20 protein-coding genes and 2 tRNA genes are annotated in these 22,689 nt (G+C 69.3%); 14 read left to right on the top strand and 8 right to left on the bottom strand.

The window, feature by feature from the left end; all coding sequences use genetic code 11:
* Window positions 1-213: 213 nt before the first annotated feature.
* The 14 genes from ASC58_RS21730 to ASC58_RS21290 all read left to right on the top strand — a co-directional run bounded on the left by ASC58_RS21730 (window position 214) and on the right by ASC58_RS21290 (window position 14,211).
* Window positions 214-930 (top strand): hypothetical protein, encoded by a 717-nt coding sequence (locus ASC58_RS21730; protein WP_235529285.1) that lies wholly within the window; start codon window positions 214-216, stop codon window positions 928-930.
* Between the two features lie 224 nt (window positions 931-1,154).
* The gene (locus ASC58_RS21295) at window positions 1,155-2,009 is read left to right on the top strand and encodes an MEDS domain-containing protein (RefSeq protein ID WP_162246867.1); all 855 of its coding nucleotides are present in this window, start codon (window positions 1,155-1,157) and stop codon (window positions 2,007-2,009) included.
* A gap of 97 nt (window positions 2,010-2,106) precedes the next feature.
* Window positions 2,107-4,005, top strand: coding sequence for a molecular chaperone DnaK (dnaK, locus tag ASC58_RS16645; RefSeq protein ID WP_056920076.1), 1,899 nt, complete (start codon window positions 2,107-2,109; stop codon window positions 4,003-4,005).
* 11 nt (window positions 4,006-4,016) lie between these two features.
* Window positions 4,017-4,520 carry a nucleotide exchange factor GrpE gene (locus ASC58_RS16640; protein WP_200947849.1) on the top strand — a complete coding sequence of 168 codons (504 nt, stop codon included), beginning with the start codon at window positions 4,017-4,019 and terminating at the stop codon, window positions 4,518-4,520.
* Between the two features lie 16 nt (window positions 4,521-4,536).
* Window positions 4,537-5,496, top strand: coding sequence for a DnaJ C-terminal domain-containing protein (locus ASC58_RS16635; protein WP_056920075.1), 960 nt, complete (start codon window positions 4,537-4,539; stop codon window positions 5,494-5,496).
* Window positions 5,493-5,834: a chaperone modulator CbpM gene (locus ASC58_RS16630; RefSeq protein WP_056920074.1), complete on the top strand. Its 342-nt coding sequence runs from the start codon at window positions 5,493-5,495 to the stop codon at window positions 5,832-5,834. Before ASC58_RS16635 ends, ASC58_RS16630 begins: the two co-directional genes overlap by 4 nt.
* A complete protein-coding gene (clpB, locus tag ASC58_RS16625) occupies window positions 5,825-8,461 on the top strand; it encodes an ATP-dependent chaperone ClpB (protein WP_056920073.1) in 2,637 nt (878 codons plus the stop codon). The genes ASC58_RS16630 and clpB overlap by 10 nt, the downstream gene beginning before the upstream one ends.
* A gap of 122 nt (window positions 8,462-8,583) precedes the next feature.
* Window positions 8,584-8,958, top strand: a complete 375-nt coding sequence (gene trxA / locus ASC58_RS16620) for a thioredoxin (RefSeq protein ID WP_369796251.1) — start codon at window positions 8,584-8,586, stop codon at window positions 8,956-8,958.
* A complete protein-coding gene (locus ASC58_RS16615; RefSeq protein ID WP_056920071.1) occupies window positions 8,955-9,233 on the top strand; it encodes a UBP-type zinc finger domain-containing protein in 279 nt (92 codons plus the stop codon). Before trxA ends, ASC58_RS16615 begins: the two co-directional genes overlap by 4 nt.
* On the top strand, window positions 9,211-10,878 hold the full coding sequence (locus ASC58_RS16610; protein ID WP_056920070.1) for an FAD-dependent oxidoreductase: 1,668 nt from the start codon (window positions 9,211-9,213) through the stop codon (window positions 10,876-10,878). Before ASC58_RS16615 ends, ASC58_RS16610 begins: the two co-directional genes overlap by 23 nt.
* An 89-nt stretch (window positions 10,879-10,967) precedes the next feature.
* The gene (locus tag ASC58_RS16605; RefSeq protein ID WP_056920069.1) at window positions 10,968-11,537 is read left to right on the top strand and encodes an NADPH-dependent FMN reductase; all 570 of its coding nucleotides are present in this window, start codon (window positions 10,968-10,970) and stop codon (window positions 11,535-11,537) included.
* Between the two features lie 167 nt (window positions 11,538-11,704).
* The gene (locus tag ASC58_RS16600) at window positions 11,705-12,004 is read left to right on the top strand and encodes a putative quinol monooxygenase (protein WP_056920068.1); all 300 of its coding nucleotides are present in this window, start codon (window positions 11,705-11,707) and stop codon (window positions 12,002-12,004) included.
* Between the two features lie 188 nt (window positions 12,005-12,192).
* Window positions 12,193-13,167 (top strand): hypothetical protein, encoded by a 975-nt coding sequence (locus ASC58_RS16595; RefSeq protein ID WP_235529284.1) that lies wholly within the window; start codon window positions 12,193-12,195, stop codon window positions 13,165-13,167.
* A 174-nt stretch (window positions 13,168-13,341) separates the two neighbouring features.
* Window positions 13,342-14,211, top strand: a complete 870-nt coding sequence (locus ASC58_RS21290) for an MEDS domain-containing protein (RefSeq protein ID WP_162246866.1) — start codon at window positions 13,342-13,344, stop codon at window positions 14,209-14,211.
* 392 nt (window positions 14,212-14,603) lie between these two features.
* On the opposite strand, the gene ASC58_RS16585 is transcribed toward ASC58_RS21290, so the two are convergent.
* The 8 genes from ASC58_RS16585 to ASC58_RS16550 form a co-directional block, all read right to left on the bottom strand.
* Window positions 14,604-14,679, bottom strand: a tRNA-Lys gene (locus ASC58_RS16585).
* A gap of 57 nt (window positions 14,680-14,736) precedes the next feature.
* Window positions 14,737-15,375, bottom strand: a complete 639-nt coding sequence (locus ASC58_RS16580) for a copper resistance CopC family protein (RefSeq protein ID WP_056920066.1) — start codon at window positions 15,373-15,375, stop codon at window positions 14,737-14,739.
* Between the two features lie 126 nt (window positions 15,376-15,501).
* Window positions 15,502-17,601, bottom strand: a complete 2,100-nt coding sequence (locus tag ASC58_RS16575) for a hypothetical protein (RefSeq protein ID WP_157598556.1) — start codon at window positions 17,599-17,601, stop codon at window positions 15,502-15,504.
* Window positions 17,602-17,653: 52 nt separating this feature from the next.
* Window positions 17,654-18,226 carry a signal peptidase I gene (gene lepB / locus ASC58_RS16570; RefSeq protein WP_056920064.1) on the bottom strand — a complete coding sequence of 191 codons (573 nt, stop codon included), beginning with the start codon at window positions 18,224-18,226 and terminating at the stop codon, window positions 17,654-17,656.
* Window positions 18,226-18,825 (bottom strand): hypothetical protein, encoded by a 600-nt coding sequence (locus ASC58_RS16565; RefSeq protein ID WP_056920063.1) that lies wholly within the window; start codon window positions 18,823-18,825, stop codon window positions 18,226-18,228. Before ASC58_RS16565 ends, lepB begins: the two co-directional genes overlap by 1 nt.
* A complete protein-coding gene (locus tag ASC58_RS16560; protein ID WP_056920062.1) occupies window positions 18,825-20,432 on the bottom strand; it encodes a multicopper oxidase family protein in 1,608 nt (535 codons plus the stop codon). Before ASC58_RS16560 ends, ASC58_RS16565 begins: the two co-directional genes overlap by 1 nt.
* Window positions 20,433-20,609: 177 nt before the next feature.
* Complete coding sequence (locus ASC58_RS16555; protein WP_056920061.1) at window positions 20,610-22,409, bottom strand: alpha/beta hydrolase; 1,800 nt, start codon at window positions 22,407-22,409, stop codon at window positions 20,610-20,612.
* Window positions 22,410-22,585: 176 nt separating this feature from the next.
* A tRNA-His gene (locus ASC58_RS16550) sits at window positions 22,586-22,661 on the bottom strand.
* Window positions 22,662-22,689 lie beyond the last annotated feature (28 nt).

The following is a 22,689-nucleotide window of genomic DNA, read 5'->3' as shown; positions in this document are numbered from 1 at the left end:
GCGGCACCGGGTCCAGCCCCACCGCTGAGCAGGACGTCCCGGGTCGTCGCTCCTGAGCGACCACCCACCCTCGTGCGCGACCGAGGGCCGGTCATGGGGGGCTTGGGGAAGGACGATCCGCGCCAGGACTCTCGTCGATGGGGCAACACGTGCGCTGCTCGTGACTCGACGACGCACGGTGGCGGGACGCCCCTGAGGAAACAGCGGCAGGCCATGACCGTCGGTGGGGTCGCGGCCAGGCTCGAGCAGCATCTCGCCCTCTCGGAGCCGACCCGGAAGGTGGTCCACGACGAATGCGAACTGGCCATCCGCCACGGGCTGTCCAGCGTGATTGTCCCGCCTGAGATGGTGCCCCAGGTCGGGCCTCGCCTGACCGGCACCTCAGTCGGTCTGGTGACACTCCTGGGCTGGCGCAACGGCGAGGTTGAACCGCTCGCCGCTTCAGCCCTGCGCGCGGAGGCGTGCCGGCTCGTCGCCGAAGGCGCGACCGACGTGGGAGTGCTGGCCAACGTCGAACGGCTGGCGGCGGACCGCGGACGACAGTTCGCCGTGGAGGTCACCGCACTGGTGGAGGTGATGCAGGCACGCGGAGCGCGCGTGCGAGTGGTCCTGGACACCGACGGGCAGTCGCCGGCCGCCACCACGGAGGCATGCGAGCTGTTGGGTGCCACGGGCGCGTGGCTCGTGCAAGGAGGTTCCTGGCTGGGCAGCCGCACCGGCCTGTCCCGACTTCAGCTCATGAGAGCGGCTCTCCCCGACGAGGTCAGGCTGAAATGGACATGCCCCATCAGAACGCTCGACTCGATGATGATCGGCATCGCCGAGGGCGTGGACCTGTACAACGGCGACCCGAAGTCACTGCTGGAAGACGCGGCACGCCGCGTCTCGGTGCGTCCACTGCTGGTGCCCGTGCGCGGAGTCGACTACTGACTCGGTCTGCGCAGCCTGCGTTGGACGACGGGGCCGACAGATCTCGGTACGGGCTCCGACGGTGCCAGGCGCTGTCCGCGCCCGGTGTGGGGCCAAGCCCACCCAGCGCCTGAAGTTGGGCGGAGGGGCAGTTCGGGACGGCACGTGCGCAGGGGCCTGCTCTCCCCACGCGGCGTTGCCGTGGGCGTAGCATCGGGGCCTGGTCTCGCGCAGTCGGAGGTCCTGTGAACCAGCTGAGGTTGGGAATCGCCGGGGTGGGGGAGATCCTGCCGGGAGCTCACATCTGCGCGCTCTGCTCGGGACCGGACGAGAGAGACCGGCTCGTGGCCGCCTTCATGCAGGAGGGGCTGCGCCACGGCGACCGGTGCGTCTCCCTGATCGACGACCTGGAGCCTGTGGAAGAGGGCCAGCGCACCTGTCGGGCGGCCACCCCCGCCGACCCGCGTCGGTGGCACCTCGGCGCGTACCCCTCGCCCGACGCGTACCTCGGGGTCGGCGAGTCCTCCGTCGAGCAGATGATCTCGCTCCGCGTCACGTGCCCGACCCCAGCAGAGAGCGGAGGCGCCCTGCTGCGTGCGGCCGGAGAGATGTCCTCGGACTCGCATGAGCCAGCTGTCAGGAGGATGTCCCTTTACGAGATCGCCGTCATCCGGGTCCTTGCCGCGTTGCCCGCCCTGTTCCTGTGCATGTACGACCTGCAGTCCGTCGAGACGGGGATGCTCGTCGAGGTCCTGCAGATCCACTCCACCGTGCTGCTCGGCGGGACCGTGCTCCACAACCAGCTCTGGAGGGCACCGACCACCTGTCCGGAGTCCACGCCCGATCTTGTTCGGCAGTATCCCCTGGCGAGGGTTCGGACCGGCCACCATGACACAGAGGACCAATGGTTGTCCCTCACGGGCGCCGAGGTCCGGGTCGCCGAGCTCGTGGCGTGCGGGTTGTCGAACCGCGCGACGGCCCAGGAGCTGGTCGTGTCACCCCACACCGTGGACGCACACCTCAAGCACATGTACGTCAAGCTCGGTATCCACTCGCGGGTCGAGCTCACCGTCCTCGCGCTCCAGCACAGCCGTCCATGACCTGACCCGGGACTCAGGTGTACCTGTTCAAGGGATGCCGCTCGTCTGCCACCTCGACAGCATGGCGTGATCCGGCATCGAGCGAACGGAGCACGTCATGGGTAGGTCTGTGGGTATCGATCTGGGAACGACGAACTCGGTGATTGCGGCGATGGAGGGTAGCCAGCCCCAGGTCATCCCCAATGCCGAGGGAAACCGCACCACTCCCTCCGTCGTCGCGTTCCTCGAGAGCACTGAACGACTCGTGGGCCAGATGGCCCGACGGCAGGCGATCCTGAACCCGAAGGGGACGATCTACTCGGCGAAGCGCTTCGTTGGCCGCAAGTATGACGAGGTGCAGAGCGAGATCCACACGGTCTCCTACGACGTCGTGTCCGGACCGGACGGCGCCGCGCGCTTCTCGGTGCACGGCAAGCTCTACGCGCCGGAAGAGATCTCTGCGCAGATCCTGCGAAAGCTGGTGGATGACGCCGGGAAGGCCCTCGGGGAGCGAGTCACCGAAGCGGTCATCACCGTGCCAGCCCACTTCAACGACGCACAGCGGCAGGCCACCAAGGACGCGGGAAAGATCGCGGGGCTGGAGGTGCTCCGGATCATCAACGAGCCCACTGCGGCGGCCCTCGCGTATGGGATGGACAAGCTCGAGAACGAGACCATCCTGGTGTTCGACCTCGGCGGCGGAACGTTCGATGTCAGCGTCCTGACCGTCGGTGACGGGGTGGTCGAGGTGCGGTCCACAGCAGGCGACACGCACCTCGGGGGAGACGACTTCGACCGGCTCGTCGTCGACTACCTCGCGGAGGAGTTCAAGAAGGAGAACGGAGTCGACCTGCGGCAGGACCCGCAAGCGCTGCAGCGCCTGTTCGAGGCGGCGGAGAAGGCCAAGGTGGAGCTGTCGTCCGTCACCCAGACGGCGGTGAACCTCCCGTTCGTGACCGCGGACGCTTCCGGCCCCAAGCACCTGAACGTCAACCTGATGCGTTCAAGGTTCGAGCAGCTCACGGCGGACCTGGTCGAACGATGCATGGGCCCGGTCAAGCAGGCCATGGGGGACGCCAAGGTCACCGCGGACGACATCGACGAAGTCATCCTCGTCGGCGGTTCCACGCGAATTCCGGCCGTGCAGAACCTGGTTCGCCGGATGACCGGTGGCAAGGAACCGAACATGACCGTCAACCCCGACGAGGTCGTCGCACTCGGCGCGGCGGTGCAGGCGGCGATCATCAAGGGTGACGTGAAGGATGTACTGCTCCTGGACGTCACGCCTCTCTCGCTGGGGTTGGAGACGCAGGGCGGGGTGATGACCAAGGTGATCGAGCGCAACACCACGATCCCGGCCCGTCGCACCGAGGTCTTCAGTACCGCCGAGGACAACCAGCAGGCGGTGGACGTGGTGGTCCTCCAGGGCGAGCGCGAACGTGCCAGCGACAATCGGGCGCTGGCGCGGTTCCGGCTGGAGAACATCCGGCCGGCGCCTCGAGGGCTACCCCAGGTCGAGGTCACCTTCGACATCGACGCCAACGGCATCCTGCATGTCTCCGCGAAGGACAAGGACACGGGCGCCGAGCAGGACGTCACCATCAGCGAGACATCGACCCTGAGCGCGGAGGAGGTCGACCGCATGGTCTCGGACGCCGAGGCACACCGCAGCGAGGACGCCCAGCTGCGTCAGCTCGTCGACGCCCGTAACGAGCTGGACTCCGTGACCTACCAGGTGCAGCGCAAGCTCGAGGAGCTGGGGGATGCGGTCCCCGAGCACGACCGCGCCCGGGCCGAGATGTTGGTCAGCGACGCGCGAGTGGCCCTGGACGAGCAAGCATCGATCGACCGCCTGCGGTCGCTCACCGGTGAGCTGCACCAGATGGCCCAGGCCCTGAGCGCATCTGCCCAGGTTCGGTCCGGCGCAGGCGCCGACGGTCAGTCGGCCGGCTCGGGCCGGACTGGACCGGCCGAGGACGCGGACGACGTCATCGACGCCGAGTTCACGACGCGCTGAACGCCTTCACCATGACCGAACACGAAGCTCCCGAACCGGGCCCAGCCGACGAGCGCGTGGTCGACAGCACCCCTGCGACCGACAAGCAGATCGCCGACCTCGAGGACTCCTGGCGGCGGACCGCTGCGGAGCTGGACAACCTGCGCAAGCGGTACGCCAAGGACGTGGTCCGCGCCCGCGACCAGGAGCGGGCCTCCGTGGCCACTCGATGGCTGCCCGTCCTCGACAACCTCGAGCGCGCCCTCGAGCACGCCTCGCCGCCAACGGACCCGATCGTCGAGGGCGTTCGCGCCGTGCACCAGCAGGCACTCTCGATCCTCGCCGACCTGGGCTACCCCCGGCGCGACGACGAGACCGGCAAGCCGTTCGACCCGGCCCATCACGAAGCCGTCAGCACCGCGGCCGACGAGAACTTCGTTCCCGGCACCGTCGTCCACGTCGTCAGACCCGGTTACGGACCCGACGACGCAGTTCTTCGGCCGGCATCGGTCGTCGTGGCGACCCGGAGCGCGTGATGGTCGGGAGCGCGTGATGGCCCGGGACTTCTACGAGGTCCTCGGGCTCTCGCGCGATGCCGACGGGTCGCAGATCCAGCGCGCCTACCGCAAGCTTGCCCGCGCGCTCCACCCCGACGTCAACAAGGATCCCGGCGCGGAGGAACGATTCAAGGAGCTCTCAGAGGCCTATGACGTGCTCTCCGATCCCGACCAGCGCAAACGCTATGACGCGTTCGGTGAGGACTTTCGGCGGGTCGGACCCGACCTCGACCCGGACGTCTACCGCCGGTCGCGCGGCTATGCCGGCGCGGGCGCGCGGACGGGTGGCTGGGGTGGCGGTGATCCTTCGGGAGGAGGATTCCGGTACTCGGGCTCAGGCGGCGACGTGGACCTCGAGGACCTGCTCGGCGGCATCTTCGGTGGCCGCGCCAACGGCCGGGGCGGACGGGGACCGGTGGCCGGATCCGACCACGAGATCGAGGTGGAGGTGACCGTCGAGGACGCCTACAACGGGTCTGAGCGCACCCTGTCGATCAGTGGTCCCGACGGTCCTCGCACCATCGACGTGAACATCCCCGCAGGCGTCGTGGACGGCCAGCGGATCCGGCTGCGCGGCCAGGGTGGCCAGGGGTCCAGCGGGGGTGCTGCTGGCGACCTCTACCTCATCGTCCGCATCGCCGCCCATCCTCGCTACCGGCTCGAGGGGCGAGACCTGCACGTGTTGCTGCCCCTGGCTTCCTGGGAGGCGGCGCTCGGTTCGTCAGTCGGGATCGACACGCCAGGCGGCCCCGCCACGGTCAAGGTCCCTGCTGGCACCTCCAGCCACCGCCGGTTGCGGCTGAAGGGGCGCGGACTGCCGAACAAACGGGGCAAGCCGGGGGACCTGTATGCCGAGGCGCAGATCAAGGTGGCCACGTCGCCGTCGGCCGAGGAACGCGAGCTGTTCGAGCAGCTCGGCAAGGTCTCGGCCTTCGACCCGAGGAGCTCACGATGAACGAGCCGGTCGCCGGGATCCCCACCGGGACGAGATGGCCACTGGCCCGTCCCTACCGCCTCAGTCTGGACAGCTATGCCCGGGTCACCGGCGTCCACCCCGAGCTGATCCGCCGGCTCGTGACGCTCGGGCTGCTCGACATCACCAGGGATGTCGAGGGCAACCTCTGGTTCGACCCGTCCCAGGTCCGGGAGATGGCCACCGTCCAGCGGCTGCACCTGCGGCTGAACCTCACCTACTCGTCGCTCGGCCTGGTGATGGACCTGCTCGACCGGATCTCTGCCCTCGAAGAGTCACATCGGCGTTCGCTTTCAGACAGGGGAGCCCCATGGACCTGAACCGACTCACGCAGAAGTCGCAGGAAGCACTGCACGACGCCCAGACCAAGGCGCTCCGGTTCGGCCACCAGGAAGTGGACGGTGAGCACCTGTTGCTGGCGCTGCTGGAGCAGGGTGAAGGGTTGACTTCACCGCTGCTGGCCCGGGCAGGAGCTGACGTCGACCGGCTGCGCGAGGACGTGGAGGCCGAGCTCGAGAGGCGTCCGCGGGTCACCGGGTCCGGGGCCGAGCTCGGGAAGGTCTACGTCACCCCACGGCTGAACCGCGTCCTCGAGGCCGCCGAGAAGGAGGCGCGCAGGCTCAAGGACGAGTACGTCTCCGTCGAGCACCTGCTGGTCGCGCTCCTGGACGAGGGACCGGGCTCGGCAGCGGGTCGGATCCTTGCGCACCATGGCATCACCCGCGACTCGTTCCTGCAGACCCTGACCGCGGTGCGGGGTTCCCAGCGGGTCACCTCCGCCACCCCCGAGGGGACCTACGAGGCCTTGGGCAAGTACGGGCGTGACCTCGTCGCGGACGCGGCCGCCGGACGTCTCGAGCCGGTGATCGGCCGGGACGCGGAGATCCGCCGGACCGTCCAGATCCTGTCCCGCAAGAGCAAGAACAACCCGGTGCTGATCGGTGAGCCCGGAGTCGGCAAGACCGCCATCGTGGAGGGCCTGGCGCAGCGGATCCACCACGGGGACGTGCCCGAGGGCTTGCGCGACAAGACCGTCTTCGCCCTGGACATGGGATCCCTCGTCGCCGGCGCGAAGTACCGCGGCGAGTTCGAGGAACGACTCAAGGCGGTCCTCAACGAGGTGCTGGCTGCCGACGGGAAGATCCTGCTGTTCGTCGACGAGCTCCACACCGTCGTGGGAGCCGGCGCCTCCGAAGGTGCCATGGACGCGGGTCAGATGCTGAAGCCCATGCTGGCCCGCGGCGAGCTGCACATGATCGGCGCCACGACGCTCGACGAGTACCGGACCCACATCGAGAAGGATGCGGCCCTCGAGCGCCGGTTCCAGCCGGTGGTGGTCGACGAGCCGAACGTCGAGGATGCCCTGTCGATCCTGCGGGGACTTCGCGAGCGCTTCGAGGTCTTCCACGGCGTCAAGATCCACGACGGCGCCCTGGTCGCCGCGGTCACCCTGAGCCACCGCTACATCTCCGAGCGCTTCCTGCCCGACAAGGCCATCGACCTGGTCGATGAGGCCTGCGCGATGCTGCGCACCGAGATCGACTCGATGCCCATGGAGCTCGACGAGCTCACCCGCCGAGTCACCCGCCTGGAGATCGAGGACGCCGCACTGGCACAAGAGACTGATCCGGCCAGCGGGCGCCGCCTCCAGGAGCTGCGCAAGGAGCTGGCCGACCTCAAGGCCGAGGCCGACGCCATGCGCGCCCAGTGGGAAGCGGAGCGACAGGCGCTCCACGAGGTCCAGGCGTTGCGCCAGGAGATCGAACGGGTGCGGCTGGACAGCGAACAGGCCGAGCGGGAGTACGACCTGAACCGGGCCGCAAGCCTGCGCCACGGGAAGCTGCCCGACCTCGAGCGACGGCTCACGGCGGCGGAGGAGCGGCTGGCGGCCAAGCAGGCCGGCCGGCGGCTTCTCCGCGAGGTCGTCACGGCCGACGAGATCGCCGCCATCGTGGCCCGGTGGACAGGCATTCCGTTGGACCGCCTCCAGGAGGGTGAACGGCAGAAGATCCTGCGCCTCGACGAGGTGCTCCACGAGCGGGTGATCGGCCAGGACGAGGCGGTGCAGCTGGTGACCGATGCCGTGGTGAGGGCACGCTCCGGTATCAAGAACCCGACCCGCCCGATCGGCTCCTTCGTCTTCCTCGGCCCGACCGGCGTGGGCAAGACCGAACTCGCCAAGGCCCTGGCGCAAGCGCTCTTCGACAGCGAGGAGAACATCATCCGCATCGACATGAGCGAGTACCAGGAGCGTCACACCGTGAGCCGGTTGGTGGGTGCCCCACCCGGCTACGTCGGATTCGAGGAAGGCGGCCAGCTGACCGAAGCAGTCCGGCGCAAGCACTACTCGGTGATCCTGCTCGACGAGATCGAGAAGGCCCACGTGGACGTCTTCAACACCCTGCTCCAGGTGCTCGACGACGGGCGGCTCACCGACTCGCACGGTCGCACGGTCGACTTCCGCAACACCGTGATCATCATGACCTCCAACATCGGGTCGGAGCACCTCCTCGAGGGCGTGACGCCGGACGGCGAGATCAGGTCGGAGGCGCGCACCATGGTGATGAGCTCCCTGCGGTCACACTTCCGGCCGGAGTTCCTCAACAGGGTCGACGAGATCGTGCTCTTCAAGCCGCTGACGTTCGCGCAGATCGAGCGGATCGCCGACCTGCAGCTGGGCGAGCTCCGGGAGCGCCTGGCGGAACACCGGATCACCCTCGAGACCACCGCGCGAGCCCGGCGGTTCATGGCGGAGCAGGGCTTCGACCCGGCATACGGCGCCCGCCCGCTGCGGCGTTTCATCTCCCGTGAGGTGGAGACCCGCGTGGCGCGCGCGCTCCTGCGCGGCGACCTGCCCGAGGACTCGACCATCGTGGTCGACGTCGCCAATGGGGAGCTGACCGCAGTCCCGAAACACCCCGACAACGACGAGGAGGCGGTGGCATGAGCGCGACGGTGAAGACCCCGTCCAGGGTCGTGATGTGCCCGAGCTGCAGCACGAAGAACCGAGTGCCAGCCGTCGCGGCGGGTGTCCCCCGGTGTGGAAACTGCCAGAACCCACTTCCATGGGTGGTCGACACCTCGGACGCGGACTTCGCCGCAGTGGCGGACAAGTCGACCATCCCGGTGCTCGTCGACGTGTGGGCGCCCTGGTGCGGCCCCTGCCGCATGGTGAGCCCGGCGCTGGAGCAGCTGGCGACCGAGCTGGCAGGGAAGCTGAAGCTGGTCAAGGTCAACGCGGACGAGGCGCCGGCGGTGAGTCGCCGTTTCGAGGTTCAGGCGATCCCGACACTGGTTCTCCTGAACCACGGCCAGACGATCGTCAAGCAGGTCGGGGCCGCGCCCATCCCGGCTCTTCGTTCCTGGCTCACGGACCACCTGCCACCGCATGAGGCGGAATCCGCCCAGGAGGACGACTCGTCCACTCGGAGCGTGGGGCCATGAGCACGCCCTTCGAGCGGCTGTCGCCCGAGCCGCACCTGGCGCTGGTCCGGCCGGTGGGGCCGCCCAGAACGCCGGGCTGCGAGGAGTGCCTGCGCCTCGGGACGCCCTGGGTGCACCTGCGGCAATGCCTCACCTGCGGCGAGGTCGGCTGCTGCGACTCCTCCCCGATGCGCCACGCACGCGCCCACGCCGCCACGACGAGCCACGTGATCGTCCGGTCGATCGAGCCGGGGGAGAACTGGAGGTGGTGCTATGCCGACGAGCAGTTCGTCTGAGCTCGAGCTCCCTGACCTGCCCGAGACCCCGGACACCTCTGGCGTCTACCCACGGCTCACCGCAGAGCAGATCATGCTGCTGTCGCGATATGGGGAGCGGAAGCAGCTGACCAAGGCGTCCAAGCTGTTCTGCGAGGGGGACCGCGACTGCGGGGTGTTCGTCGTGCTGGACGGCCGGGCAGCGGTGGTCCAGGAGAGCAGCCCCGTGGGAGAGCCGCGGGTGATCGCGGTCCACGGGCCGGGTCGCTTCGTGGGTGACCTGTCGATGCTGACAGGCCAAGCGGTCTACGTCACGGCCGTCGCCGTGACCGACGTGGAGGTCCTCGAAGTCCCCTTCGAACGGCTCAAGGAGGCCGTGACCCAGGACCAGGTGCTCGGGGACCTGATCTTGCGGGCCTTCATCGTGCGACGCAGCATCCATGCCAACGTCGGCGCCGGCCTACGGATCATCGGGTCCCGCTACTCAGGCGACACGCGCCGGCTGAGGGACTTCGTGAGCCGTAACCGCATCCCGTACCGCTGGGAGGACCTGGAGGAGGATCCCGAAGCAGAGGTAGCCCTACGGGCGTTCGCCGTTCCACCCGACCAGATCCCCGTCGTGATCTGGAAGGGGCAGACGGTGCTGCGAAACCCCAGCAACACCGAGCTGGCCGAGCTACTCGGCCTGCGAGAGGATGCGCCGCGTCGAGATGCGTACGACGTGCTGGTGGTCGGAGCCGGCCCGGCTGGGCTCGCCGCTGCGGTGGCTGCAGCCTCCGAAGGGCTCTCCACCGTCGTGCTGGACTCGATCGCGACGGGAGGTCAGGCGGCGACCTCGTCCCAGATCGAGAACTACCTCGGCTTCCCGGCAGGTATCTCGGGCGCCGAGCTTGCCGACCGCGCAGTGGTCCAGGCTCGGAAGTTCGGTGCCGCCTTCGTGGTGCCGGGCGAGGCCCGGTCGCTCGACACGATCGAGGACCACATCGTGGTGCGACTGGGCGACGGAGCCCAGGTGGAGGCCCACACGGTGGTGCTCGCGACTGGCGTCCGCTATCGCCGACTCGACGTCCCCGGCATGGACCGCCTCGAGGGTCCCAGCGTCTACTACGCCGCCACCGAGTTCGAGGCGCGGCTGTGCCGCGGCGACCCGGTGACCGTGGTCGGCGGCGGCAACTCCGCCGGGCAGGCGGCGCTGTTCTTGGCCCGGAACACCACTGAGGTCAACCTGGTGATCCGCCACGACGACCTGAACCGCGACATGTCCCGCTACCTCGCGGAACGGGTGGTCTCGGCTCCCCGTGTGCACGTCTGGCGCAACAGCGAGGTCTGCGAGCTGGAAGGCGACCTCAGCCTCGAGAAGGTCGTCGTGCACGACCTGAGGACCGACGAGCGCCGGACTCTCAGTGCAACGGCTCTGTTCGTGCTGATCGGGGCGGAGCCACACACCCGCTGGCTCGATGGCGCGATCCCGCTCGACGACAGGGGCTTCGTGCTGACCGGCGCCGACGTCGGAGGTGCTGACATGTTCGCGACCGCGAGAGCGGGCGTCTTCGCCGTCGGGGACGTGCGCAGCGGGTCGGTGAAACGCGTGGCGTCCGCAGTCGGCGAGGGCGCGGTCGCCGTGCGCTTGGTCTACGAGCACCTCGTCAGGGCCGGTCGGCGGTGACGGCGCCGCTGTCAGATCGAGCAGTTGGCAATCCCCCACCAGACGATGCTGGACAAGTCAGCGACGTCGAAGAACGGAAAGGACACGTCATGGGCTCCTACCAGGTCGGCTATTTCGTCGGAAGCCTCTCATCCACCTCCATCAACCGGACCCTCAGCAAGGCACTCATCAACCTGGCGCCCTCGGACCTGCAGTTCACCGAGATCCCGATCGGCAACCTCCCCCTGTACAGCCCCGACTACGACAGCAACTACCCACCTGAAGCCGTCGCGCTCAAGGAAGCCATTGCAGCCTCCGACGCGGTCCTGTTCGTGACCCCCGAGTACAACCGCTCCATCCCCGGCGCCCTCAAGAACGCCATCGACTGGGCCTCTCGCCCCTGGGGCCAGAACTCCTTCGACCACATGCCGGCCGCGGTCTGCGGCGCCTCCATCGGGCAGATCGGGACCGCGGTCGCGCAACAGAGCCTGCGAGGAGTGCTGAGCTTCTGCAACGCCCGCCAGATGACCGCACCCGAGTGCTACGTGCAGTTCACGCCGGAGGTCTTCCCGGAGTCCGGGGAGGTGACCGACGAGTCGACTCGCGCCTTCCTCACCGAGTTCATCAACGAGTTCCGCATCCACACCGAACGGGTGCTCACCGTGATCCCGCGGACCTGACGTCCCGGTGGCCCGTGGCTCCCGCGGCGCCGTCTCCGTCGCGCCTGACCGGCAGTGGATCCGGGGGTTCCCCGAAGGGATGCGGCGGCCTACCCAAGGCCCCGGGTCCAAACGTTGCGACCGCACGGCCGCAGCCATTCGAACCACCAGTGAAAGGAATCGGACTCATGCTGACCAAAGCTCTCCTCGTACGTCTCGAGGCCCTGCCGGGCAAGGAGACGGAACTCTCGGACTTCCTGACCAAGGCGCGGTCGATCGTGATGGAGGAGCCGGGAACCATCGCCTGGTTCGCCATCCAGTTCGGCCCGTCGACGTTCGGCGTGTACGACGTCTTCCCCGACGACGAAGCCCGAGATGCCCACCTCGCGGGCGGTGTGGGCCAGGCACTCGGACCGAACACCGGCGTCCTCTTTCACGAACCGCAGATCGAGAAGATCGACATCATCGCCGACAAAGTCCCCGAGTAGTCAGCAGATCGGCCTGCCACCCGGGCACAGGTGGAACCCGAGGTCCGTTGACGGCGGCGCTGGGCACTGGGACCGAGCGACCGCCCGGGCCCGCGCCTGCCGCAGCGCTGCCTTGTGGGTCATCGTGGGGCCCGTTGAGGCCGGTCTGCGACTACGTTGTGGAGATGCAACGAGTTCGCGTCGGTCTTGTGGCTGACCCGGCCAAACCCAGCGAGATCGCGCGTCGGATTCGGGATCTCAGACCACAGGACGGCGATCCTGGGCACGCGTGGGACATCGAGGTCGTCAGCGAGCCGTTCACGGTCGCCACCGAGGACGTGGGAACTGCGCTCGCCCGTCTGACGGACCAGGCCCAGGATCACCACTGGGACCTCGTCATCGGCATCACCGAGCTGCCCCTTCGCGGCGGCGACGGCCGCTACCTGCTCGTCGAGACCGACCCAGGGCAACGCACGGCGGTGCTGTCCCTGCCGGCTCTCGGCGGGACTCACGTGCACCAACGCAGTCGGCACGCCGTGCGGCAGCTCCTCAGCACCATGGCGGACTCCCCCGGAGAGGGAAGCTGTCGGGTGCTGCTGCCGCGCCGGGGCGGCCGCTGGCGGCTGCTCCGGGGCATGGTGGTCGCCAACCGGCCCTGGATGCTCGTGCCCGGGCTCAAGTCGGCACTCGTCGCGGCACTCACGACCGGCGTCATCGCCACCATCAACTCCACGGTGTGGCTGTTGGCCGGGTCGATGTCCTGGTGGCGCCTGGTGGTTGCCATGGTCGTCTCCATCGCACTCGTCGTCGGTTGGCTCGTGATCGACGGTGAGCTCTGGGACCGTGCGGACAGCGACTCCCCCCGGGCTCGGGAGAGGTCGAAGCTGTACAACACCTCGACGCTGATGACGCTGACCGCAGGCGTGCTGATCTGCTACGCCGCCCTCTACATCCTGAACCTGGCGTGGGCGCTGTTCGTCCTCGATCTCGGTGTGATGGGCGGAGACACGCGCAGGTCCTTCACCTACGGCGACCTGTTCGTGCTGACCTGGTTCGTCGCGTCGGCTGCGACCGTCGGCGGTGCGCTCGGGAGCAGCCTGGAGTCAGACGAAGCGATCACCGCGGCTGCGTACTCCAAGCGCGAGGAGGAACGCCGTAACCGGCTCGCTGGGGAGCGGACCTAGCGCAGGACGCCTGCCGGCTGGAGTCGCCAGGCCGAGCGCCCGCGCGGCGAGCGATCTCAGTCGACCAGCAGTGTCGTAGTCCGAGCCAGCGCGGACGCGTGGCCACATCGGACCCCTGACTCGCTGTGCTCCGCCGACCAACGCGCGTACGCTCGCGGTGACCAGAGGGGCAACATGACTGTCGTTGACAGCGGGATCCCGGGCGTGGACCAGATCCCGCCAGGAACACACCTCTGCGCTCTCTACTCCGGCTCGGGTGAGCGAGACGACCTCCTGTTCCCTTTCCTCAGCAAGGGTCTCCGTGACGGCGACACCTGCGTGTGCTACATCGACGGCCTCGACCACGGCGCCGTGCGTGCGCGGACGGTCGGCGAGGCGGGCGTCGCGGACCCACAGACGGATCGGTTCGACGTGCGCCCGGCGTCGGAGGTCTACCTGCAGTCCGGAAGGTTCTCGGTCGAGCACATGACGTCGGTGCTGTCGGACAACCTCGACCAGGTGGTCTCTGAGGGCTCAGGCCTGCTGAGGGCGACCGGAGAGATGCCGTGGCCGGGTGTGCTGCTGCAGCCTCATGGTGCCGATGACTTCTTCGAGTACGAGGCGGCCCTCAACGACGTCGTGGACCGAAAACCAGCGATCTTCATGTGCATGTACGACCTTCAGCGCTTCGGGCTCGAGATGCTCGTCGCCGTGCTCAAGACCCACCCGGTCGTACTCCTGGACCGAGCCGTCCTCGACAACCCCCACTTCCTGACCCGGGCTGAGTACGACGCTGAGGTGGCTGACCCGACGCACAGGCGTTCCCTCGGCGCTGCACCAGCAGCCGGTCGCGTCCAGGACCCGTGGCCCTCCCTGACCCCGAGCGAGCTGCGGATCGCGGGATTCGTCGCCAGGGGTCTGAAGAACAAGGACATCGCCCACCAGCTCTTCGTGTCATCGCACACAGTCGATGCTCACCTGAAGCACATGTTCAGCAAGCTCGGCATCCACTCCCGGGTCGAGCTGACGGTGCTCACCATGCAGCACCGGACACCACCCGACTGACCGACGCTCTCGTGACAAGTGGTTGTTGGCGGTCTCGCCAGGTTCGATGAAGCGCTCTGGAGAAAGGAGTTCGGTCCCGCTCTGAGGGCGGCCCTCAGACCGTCGGCGTCCAGGCAAGGAGGTCGGCCAGTCTGCCGCAGGGGGTGCGGGACGACGACGATCCTCGACGACGGCGGCACGTCCACCCAGCAGGTCGCCGGGCGGCTCGGCCGCGCCGGAGCGTGGATGACCGAGGACGTCCCCGTGGCCCGGCGCGCCGAGAACACCGACGCCGTGGCCGCATCCGGGGTGACCATCGGGACCCCATCGAGAAGAACTCCGACGGACGAGGTGGACCCTTCCCGGACAAGAGTCGAGGCCAGGCAGATCCGTGATCCGCCTGGCCTCGTAGATGGTGCGCCATCAGGGACTCGAACCCCGAACCCGCTGATTAAGAGTCAGCTGCTCTGCCAATTGAGCTAATGGCGCGCGAGGAGAGACATTAGCAGGACGATGCCGGGGACGTGAAATCGGCTCCGCGGCGCATCAGGCCGACCCGCGTCGACGCGCTGCGGCGACCAACGCGGTACCTGCCGCGACGGCCAGCGCGCCGACGCCGACCGCGAGTCCGATGCGCACCGTCCGGCCGTCACCCTCTGCGGAAGGCGTTGCGGTGGTGGGGCTTTCGTCGGTGCTGGTGGAGCTGGTCGTGGACGTCGGGGTGTCGCCGCCGGGGGTCATGGTCGGTTCGGGCGAGGTGCTGGTCGACGAGGTGGCGGACGCGCCCTTGACGGTGAACCTGGTGGTGTCCGAGACGGGGTGACCGTCCTCGCTGACGACGCGGAACGCCACCGTGTACTTCCCGGCCGGGAGTCCGTCCGTGAGCGCCTGGGTGACGGTCGTGCCGTCCACCCTGGGGCGGCCGCTGCTCGCGGCGCCCGACGGGCCGGTGACCGTCACGGTGGCGAAGCTGGTGCTGATCGGCTCGTTGAACTCCAGGACGACCTGGCTCGGGGCCGTGGCCACCTGGGCGCCGTCGGCCGGGGCGACCGACTTCAGCGCCGCGTGGGCGTCCGCGGCGACGGCGGTGATGATCGAGGAGAGCACCCCGAGGAGCAGCCCCAGCACGGCCACCCACACGGTGATCTTGACGGTCCTGCGCTTGCGGTCTGATTCGAGGAACACGTCACCCATCCTGCCCGAGGCGCATGGAAGGGGTGACCGCGCGTCGGGCCTGCGAGCCGTGCGGAGGTGCAGCGCCCGCCCGCGGGGAGCCTGTGACTGCTCCCCGCGGGCGGGCCGCGCGATCGGTCAGCTGGTGACGGAGACCGGTATCGCGAGTCGGGTGAAGCCCAGCGTCGACTCCACCGAGACCGTGGGAGTGGGTGCCGTGTTCTGCGCGGGGACGTCCCGCTTGAACGACCACGTCCCGTCGGCGGTGCTGACGACCGCCGTCCCGAGGACCGGGCTGGCGAGGGTCGGCCCGGCGTGGATGGTGATGGTCTGCCCTGCCGCGAACGGCGAGGCGGTGCCGGTGATGATCCACTGGCCGCGGGTGCGGAAGCGGGTCGTCACCGAGGTGGTGTCGAGCACCGGCGTGACCTGGACGCTGGACGTCGCCGTACCGGTCGGTCCCGTGACCGTCAGGGTGAACGCCAGCGGCGTGTTGGTGCTGCCGCGGGCTGCGCTGAACGTCGGGTAGGTGAAGCTCGGGGACACGACGTCGGCGAGCGGGCCGACCGGGTCACCGGCCGTCTGGGTCCAGCGGTAGGTGCTGGCGCCGGTGGCTGAGCCCGAGAGGGTCACCTTCGTGCCGCGGGCCACGGACTGGTTGGGTCCGGCGCTGGCCGTCGGCGGGTCGAGCGGCACGGGCAGCACCGTCACCGTCGACGTCGAGGTGTCGACCTGGCCCGACACACCGGTCGTCGTGACCGTGAAGTGCAGCACCGTCTCCGTCGTGGGGGCGGTGAACGAGGCACGGGCGGTGGCGGCGCCGGTCAGCTGCACGACGGGCTCGCCATCGGCCGGTGTCTGGCTCCAGGCGTAGCTCGCGATCTCCCCGCTCGTCGCACCGGCGTCGAGCGTCACCGCGGCGCCCTGCTGGACCCGCTGGTCGGCTCCTGCCGAGGCGATGACCGGCGTGGGCTCGAGCACCCCGCCGTCGGGCACCGTCGACTCGGTCGACGAGCCGCCACGGTCGGACGTGACGGTGATCGTCGGGGGCACGGCGGTGACGTCCGGGAACGTGGTCGTGCCCCCCGAGAGCACCCCGAAGCCGGGGACGGTGAGGACGGCGTCCGGGTCGGACGACCTCGCAGACACGGACAGCTTGGTGCCGTCGAAGCTGGCGTCGGTGACCGTGACGACGTCCTTGAGCGCCGCCGTCTTGGACGACACCGGGACGTCACCGGCGTTGAGCACCTTCACCGTCGCGGGCTTGTGGGCGTAGTGGATGCGGCCGAAGTAGCGGCCGTCGTCCGCGGTGAGGGTGGTGTTGACGATTCCCGCCGCCGGGTCGGTGGCGACCTGGAGGGACTGGCCCGGCTCGGAGCTGGCGAAGACCGACAGGATCCCGGCGTCGGAGCCGGGGGAGTCGGGTTCGTAGGTCGCCGAGTCGATGGTCACGCCGGAGTTCGTCGCCAGCTTGCCCGAGACGGTGAACAGGGACGTGCGGGCGACCTCGACCCCGCGGCTGTCGACCACGGACAGGTAGTTCTGCGGCTGGCCCGCCGCGTCGCGGTACGGACTCCCGGTGATCGCGTGCTCGATGGCGGGGTCGCCGAGGTACCCGGCCGGGGCGCCGGCGGTCCACCGCAGGAAGGGCGAGTGGCGACCCTTGAGGGCGCCGGTGAAGTCGCCCGGCGTGAGCCCCACGTCGTCGGTGACGAAGACGAGGTTCTTGTCGCTCGCGGTGACGCGCTCGACGCCATACGGGTGGATGACGGTGTATGTCGTGCCGGCCGGCACGTTCGTGATCTTGATGCGGACCCGGCTGAAGACCATCTGGTCGCCGTCGAGGACGGGGCCGCCGCCGAACGCGCCCTCCAGGGCGAGGTCGGCGATCACCTTGCCACCGTTGGGCATGGTGGTCGTGGCGTTGGCCCGCTGGTAGAAGAACTCCTCCGGGAAGTTGTCCGGGAAGCTGATCGGCTGGGTGTCGTCGGGGAGGTCCCCGGGAAGGAACCCGCACAGCGGGTCCTGGGCGTCCAGGCACGCGTCGAGCCGGACGCTCGGCGTGCTGCTGTCCCGGTACCAGACCGGGAAGCCGTTCTCGCTGCTGACCGGTCCCACCTGGGTGAGGTGGTCCAGGGGCACCCGGGTCGAGATGGTGTCGGCCGAAGCCAGGGTCGCGGCGAGTGGGACCGCCAGGGCCACGGCCACCAGGCCGCGCAGAAGTCTCCGCTGAGTCATGGTTGTCTCCCTCATGAGGCTATGTCCGCAGATCGGCGGACAAATGGTGACGCTAGGAACGAGCCCTTCGGAAAACCTTGGGGTCCGGTGGCCAGAGCCGCGCGACCACGACGCCTTCGAGGGCGGACAACGGCAACGGTCCGAGTCGGCGGGAGTCCACCGAGTCGGCCCGGTTGTCGCCGAGGACGAAGAGCTGTCCAGGGGGGACCGTTACCGGTCCGAACCAGGTGCCGTCCACGGAGGGCTGGTCGAGCCAGGGTTCGTCGACGAGCGCGCCGTCGACGACCAGCCGGCCGTCGGCGATGCCCACCTCGTCGCCTGCGGTCGCCGCGACCCGCTTGACGAGGTCCTCACCGTCGGGCGCACGGACGACGACGACGGTCCCGCGTCGGGGCAGCTCGGCGCCGGAGCGCCACGTCCGCAGCAGGAGGTGGTCGCCGGGGCGGTAGGTCGGTTCCATGCTGTGGGCCTGCACCCGGACCGGACGGGCCACGCACGTCAGGACGACGACCAGGGCGAGGAGGACGACCAGCGTGGTCGTGGCCCATCGACCAGGGCGCCCGGACGGTGTCCGGGAGGCGTCCGGGTCCGCGCCCAGGACCGCGGCAGGCGGGACCTGCGTCATCAGGCGCGAAGGAGCAGGGCGGCCGCCCACAGGCTCACCCCGACCCCGAGGACGAGGTTGGTCGCGACAGCGCGCTGGCGTGCGGGGAGCACGGCGAGCAGGGCCACGACGAGTGCCAGCTCGGCGCCGAGGGCCAGCAGGTCCAGGGCTCCCACGGCCTCGACCCCCACCCGGCCCTCGAGCCCCGGCATCACCGGCATGCCGGGCCCGATGGTCCCAGGGATGGGTTGGTGCACCAGGGCGGCACTGCCGTGGCCGGCGTGCCCGGAGGCGCTGCCCGCGAACGCCGGGAGCCCGATCGTGCGACTGGCGACGTAGAGCAGGACGACCCCCACGGTGCCGACCAGGCCGAGGTGCGCGAGCCGCACGGTCGGGGCGTGCAGGAGGCCCCATGCCAACCCCGCCTGGCCGAGCGCCAGCAGCACGAAGAACCCGCCGTGCAGCACGGAGTCGCGGAGGTGCTCGGGGGCGACGCCGAGGTGGACGGCAGCCGCCACCGCCGCGGCGGCCGCTGCAGCCCACGCGGCGGTGGTCCCCGTGGCGAGCCGGGTGTCGGCGCTGTCGGTGCGGACGTCGCCGACGTAGGTCTCGGCCGACATCAGCCGGCCACCGGGTCGTCGTCGGGCGGCTCCGGCAGCGACTGGCACGGGTCGCCGAGCGGATCGTCACCGGCCTCGGGGCCGAGCACCTCGAACTGGCTCATCATGTCGTGGTCCTCGTGCACGAGGTTGTGGCAGTGGATCATGTACTTGCCCCGCCCCTCGAACCGGGCGAGCACCCGGACCGTCTCGTTCTCGCCCACGTAGACCACGTCCTTGGGGCCGAGCTCGTGCGGCATCGGCGGCTTGCCGTTGCGGTCGACGACCTTGAAGTCGATGAGGTGGATGTGCGTGGGGTGGAACCAGCCGCCCGACAGGTTGCGGATCTCCCACAGCTCGACGTCGCCGTCGTGCGGGCTGGCCTCGACGAGGGAGTGGCCGCTGGCGACCACGTCGTCCCACGTGTGGCCGTTGATGGTGAACTTGCTGTTCGACCGGACGAGGTCGATGCGGCGGGTGGCCACGGCGTCCGAGACCTGCAGGGCCATGACCGGGTTGGTGGGGTTGAGCTGGTCGGGCACGGAGTTGTCGGTCGGGTCGAAGTCGTCCCCGACGACGGTGAAGGCCATCACCTTGTCGGTGTTGGTGTAGTTGATGTTGTTCTTCGGGCTCGTGTTCTTGAGCACCACCCGTCGTCCGACGGGGTACTTGCTGAAGTCGATGACGACCTCGTACCGCTCGGCCATCCCGTGCCGGAACGACTTGACCACCTGCGGTGACGGCATGAAGCCGCCATCCGTGGCGATGACGGTGAACGGCTCGCCCGAGTCCAGGGACCAGGCGTAGGACCGGGAGATCGAGGCGTTCAGCAGCCGGAAACGGTACTTGCGGCGCTTGACCTTCATGACCGGCCACGGGCGCCCGTTGACGAGGATGACGTCGCCGTACATCCCTGACTCGTCGTTGTTGTTCCACAGCAGGGAGCCGTCGTTCCGGAACATCGCGTCGCTGACGATGAGTGGCACGTCGAACTCCCCGTGCGGGATGGGCAGCGAGCGCTCGAGGGGATCGTGCAGGTGGTACTGCGCGGCGAGCCCCATGAGCACGTTCTCGGCGGTGTGGTGGACGCCGTGGTCGTGGTACCAGAGCGTCCGTGCGGCCTGGAAGTTCGGGTACTGGTAGTCCTTGTACTGACCGGGGTTGGTGACGTCGCTGGCGTAGCCGTCGTACTGCGGCTTGGAGGCCGACCCGTGCAGGTGGACGGACGTCCACGGCGCGTACTTGAGCACCGGGTGCCGCGCCGGGAGGTTGTTGACGTGGCGGACCACGGCCTGTCGCCCCTGCTCGACCGAGATGGTCGGGCCCGGGACCAGCCCGTTGTAGCCCCACAAGGGCGTCTTGAACCCGGGGAGCACGTCCGCCATCAAGGGCTTCATCTCGACGCGGTAGTGGTCGGTCGTCCCGTAGCTGCGGTAGGGCGCGAGCACGGGTGGCGTGGCGAACGGGACGGTGAACGGCACGGGCAGCTTGCTCGCGGGCATCCTCGCGTCGAGGACCGAGCCGGCGTTCACCGAGCGCTCCAACGGGAACGCGAGCGCTGCGCTACCGAGCACGCCGGCCTTGAGCAGGTCCCGACGGGACAGTGGTGCGGACTGTGGTGCGGACATGGATGTGTTCCCCCTCCTGCGATGTGCGGCGAGGCTAGGAGGGGCGCCTTGGGGAAATCTTTGGCCGCTGACGAGGTTTCGCACCGCACCGGGACGCCGACAGGGCGCCTCGTGCGAGACGCCCTGTCGGGTGGTGCGGGTGGTGCGGTGCTGCGGAGTCCTTGCGGAGTGCTCCGGTCAGAGGCGGGGGAGAGCCCCCTGGACCGGTGCCACCACCGGCGGCAGGATGCGACTCGTACCGCTCTGGCGCAGCTGCTCCTGCGGCTGCTCGATCGGGTCGGTGAACGGCTGCTGGTCACCGACGCACCGGGTGCCCACCGGCGGCACCGCGGCAGTCAGCAGGTACGTGTCCACGGCCTTGGTGACGCACTCGGACGTGCCGTATGCCGTGTGGCCCCAGCTGTTGCTGGACACCAGCCGGCTGTTCGGCAGCAGCGTGGACGCCTTGACCGCGCCGGCGTAGTTGGTGGCGGGGTCCCAGTAGTTGCCCACGACGAGCACGGGGTTGGCGGTCCGCTTGGTGAACGGCCCACGGTAGGCGTCCTCGTCGGTCGCCGTCCACGTCGAGGACGCGCACGGGGCCGACGCCCAGGACCAGAGCGGTCCGAAACCGGGGGCGTTGCGCTGCGCGGTCGCCGTGAAGTAGGGCCACAGGCGTGCTGAGCTGGGGTTGGTCCCGTCGCTGCACAGCACCGACTGGAACGCCTCGGGGGAGTTGTCGTACGGGAAGCCCCATCCGGCCCTCGCACCGGCCTTGGCGAGCTTGACCTTGGCGGCTCGGTCAGCGGCAGCCTTCGTCTCGGCACGGGCCTGGAGGGCAGCAGCGGCCCGTCGGGTGGCCGCCTTGCGAGCCATCGGGTCCTGCGTGATCGAGACGATGCTGCTGAGGTCCCAGTCGACGAACATGGAACCGTCGGGGCTGTAGAGGTCACCCAGCAGCATCGCGGTGGCGGTGGCGTAGTCGAGGGTGAAGAAGACCTCACCGGTCTCGGGGTCGGAGATGACGATCGGATTGGCCCTCAGGTCGGCCATCGCCTGGTTGAACAGCGTCCGCGGGTCACCCATGGCGGCCAGGTTGCAGAAGTCGGGCCCGGACGTCTTGCAGAGGTCGAGGATCTTCACCAGGGCGCGGTAGGCACCCTCGCCCGACTTGAGGCGCTGGGTCTGCGGCTCGGGGGTCGCACCCTGGCTGCCCGACCACGCGACGGGGTCGAGCACACCGTCGATGGCCACCGCACGGACGCGGTCCGGGAACATGTTCGCGTAGACCTGGCCGAGGTAGGTGCCGTAGGAGAACCCGAGGTAGGAGAGCTTGGTGTCGCCGAAGGTGCGCCGCAGCACGTCCATGTCGCGGGCGACCTCTGCGGTCGACATCGACGACACGAGGGGCTGCCCCGCGGTCGAGCAGGTCTTGCCGAAGGCCATGGCCGACTTGATGTAGGCCTCGCGCTGCGTCGCCGTCGTGGGGAACGGCGTGTTGAGCCCCGACAGGGCCTTCGCCTGCGCCCCGAGGTCCTTGAAGCACCGGACGTTGTCGCTGAAGTTGGTGCCGCGGGGGTCGACCCCGACGATGTCGAACTTCGCCAGGACGTCCGGCGCGAGGAAGAACGGGGCCGCGGCGGCGAACTGCACGCCCGAGCCGCCGGGTCCGCCGGGGTTGAGGAAGAGCGTCCCGATCTTCTTCTTCGGGTCGGCGACCTTGACCCGGAACAGGGCCACCTCGGTGGTGGCGCCCTTGGGCTGGTCGTAGTCGACGGGCAGGCGCACGGTGCCGCAGGCGCCGCGCGGCGTGATCACGCTGCAGTCGAACCAGGTGATCTTGGGGACCGGCAGGGAGTCGACCCGGCGGGCCTCGACCGCACTCGTGCGGTCGGGTGCCGGTGTGGCTCCGGAGGCCGCGGTGGTCGTGGCCGGCACCACCACCGCCCCGGCGACGAGGAACGCGAGCGCGCCCCCCAGCAGACGTCGAACCGACATGATCTTCCCCCTTCGTCGTGCCGTACGACCACCCGTGTGCGGTCCCCCCGGCCGCTGCACATCCTGACGCCGCGAGCGCAGCCACGGCAAGCAAATGCTCGAACTTGCGCAAAGTCGCACGGAAAACGCCGAACGGCCCCGGGTCTGCATCTCTGCAGACCCGGGGCCGTTCGGTATGGGGTGAGCGACGGGGCTTGAACCCGCGACCCCCGCGACCACAACGCGGTGCTCTACCAGCTGAGCTACGCCCACCATGCGACACGACCGGACAAAGGAGCCG

The organism is Phycicoccus sp. Root101, assembly GCF_001426245.1.
In the GTDB taxonomy this organism is placed as follows: Bacteria; Actinomycetota; Actinomycetes; order Actinomycetales; family Dermatophilaceae; genus Pedococcus.
The sequence above is the reverse complement of the archived record's forward strand: the minus strand, read 5'-3'. Positions and strand labels throughout refer to the sequence as shown.

Coding starts and splice junctions, on each gene's coding strand:
- ASC58_RS21730 (WP_235529285.1), top strand. CDS start 214: ATGACCGTCGGTGGGGTCGCGGCCAGGCTCGAGCAGCATCTCGCCCTC.
- lepB (WP_056920064.1), bottom strand. CDS start 18,226: ATGACGCAGGTCCCGCCTGCCGCGGTCCTGGGCGCGGACCCGGACGCC.
- ASC58_RS16605 (WP_056920069.1), top strand. CDS start 10,968: ATGGGCTCCTACCAGGTCGGCTATTTCGTCGGAAGCCTCTCATCCACC.
- dnaK (WP_056920076.1), top strand. CDS start 2,107: ATGGGTAGGTCTGTGGGTATCGATCTGGGAACGACGAACTCGGTGATT.
- ASC58_RS16635 (WP_056920075.1), top strand. CDS start 4,537: ATGGCCCGGGACTTCTACGAGGTCCTCGGGCTCTCGCGCGATGCCGAC.
- ASC58_RS16560 (WP_056920062.1), bottom strand. CDS start 20,432: ATGTCCGCACCACAGTCCGCACCACTGTCCCGTCGGGACCTGCTCAAG.
- ASC58_RS16565 (WP_056920063.1), bottom strand. CDS start 18,825: ATGTCGGCCGAGACCTACGTCGGCGACGTCCGCACCGACAGCGCCGAC.
- ASC58_RS16640 (WP_200947849.1), top strand. CDS start 4,017: ATGACCGAACACGAAGCTCCCGAACCGGGCCCAGCCGACGAGCGCGTG.
- clpB (WP_056920073.1), top strand. CDS start 5,825: ATGGACCTGAACCGACTCACGCAGAAGTCGCAGGAAGCACTGCACGAC.
- ASC58_RS21290 (WP_162246866.1), top strand. CDS start 13,342: ATGACTGTCGTTGACAGCGGGATCCCGGGCGTGGACCAGATCCCGCCA.
- ASC58_RS16630 (WP_056920074.1), top strand. CDS start 5,493: ATGAACGAGCCGGTCGCCGGGATCCCCACCGGGACGAGATGGCCACTG.
- ASC58_RS16555 (WP_056920061.1), bottom strand. CDS start 22,409: ATGTCGGTTCGACGTCTGCTGGGGGGCGCGCTCGCGTTCCTCGTCGCC.
- ASC58_RS16610 (WP_056920070.1), top strand. CDS start 9,211: ATGCCGACGAGCAGTTCGTCTGAGCTCGAGCTCCCTGACCTGCCCGAG.
- ASC58_RS16600 (WP_056920068.1), top strand. CDS start 11,705: ATGCTGACCAAAGCTCTCCTCGTACGTCTCGAGGCCCTGCCGGGCAAG.
- ASC58_RS16575 (WP_157598556.1), bottom strand. CDS start 17,601: ATGACTCAGCGGAGACTTCTGCGCGGCCTGGTGGCCGTGGCCCTGGCG.
- ASC58_RS16615 (WP_056920071.1), top strand. CDS start 8,955: ATGAGCACGCCCTTCGAGCGGCTGTCGCCCGAGCCGCACCTGGCGCTG.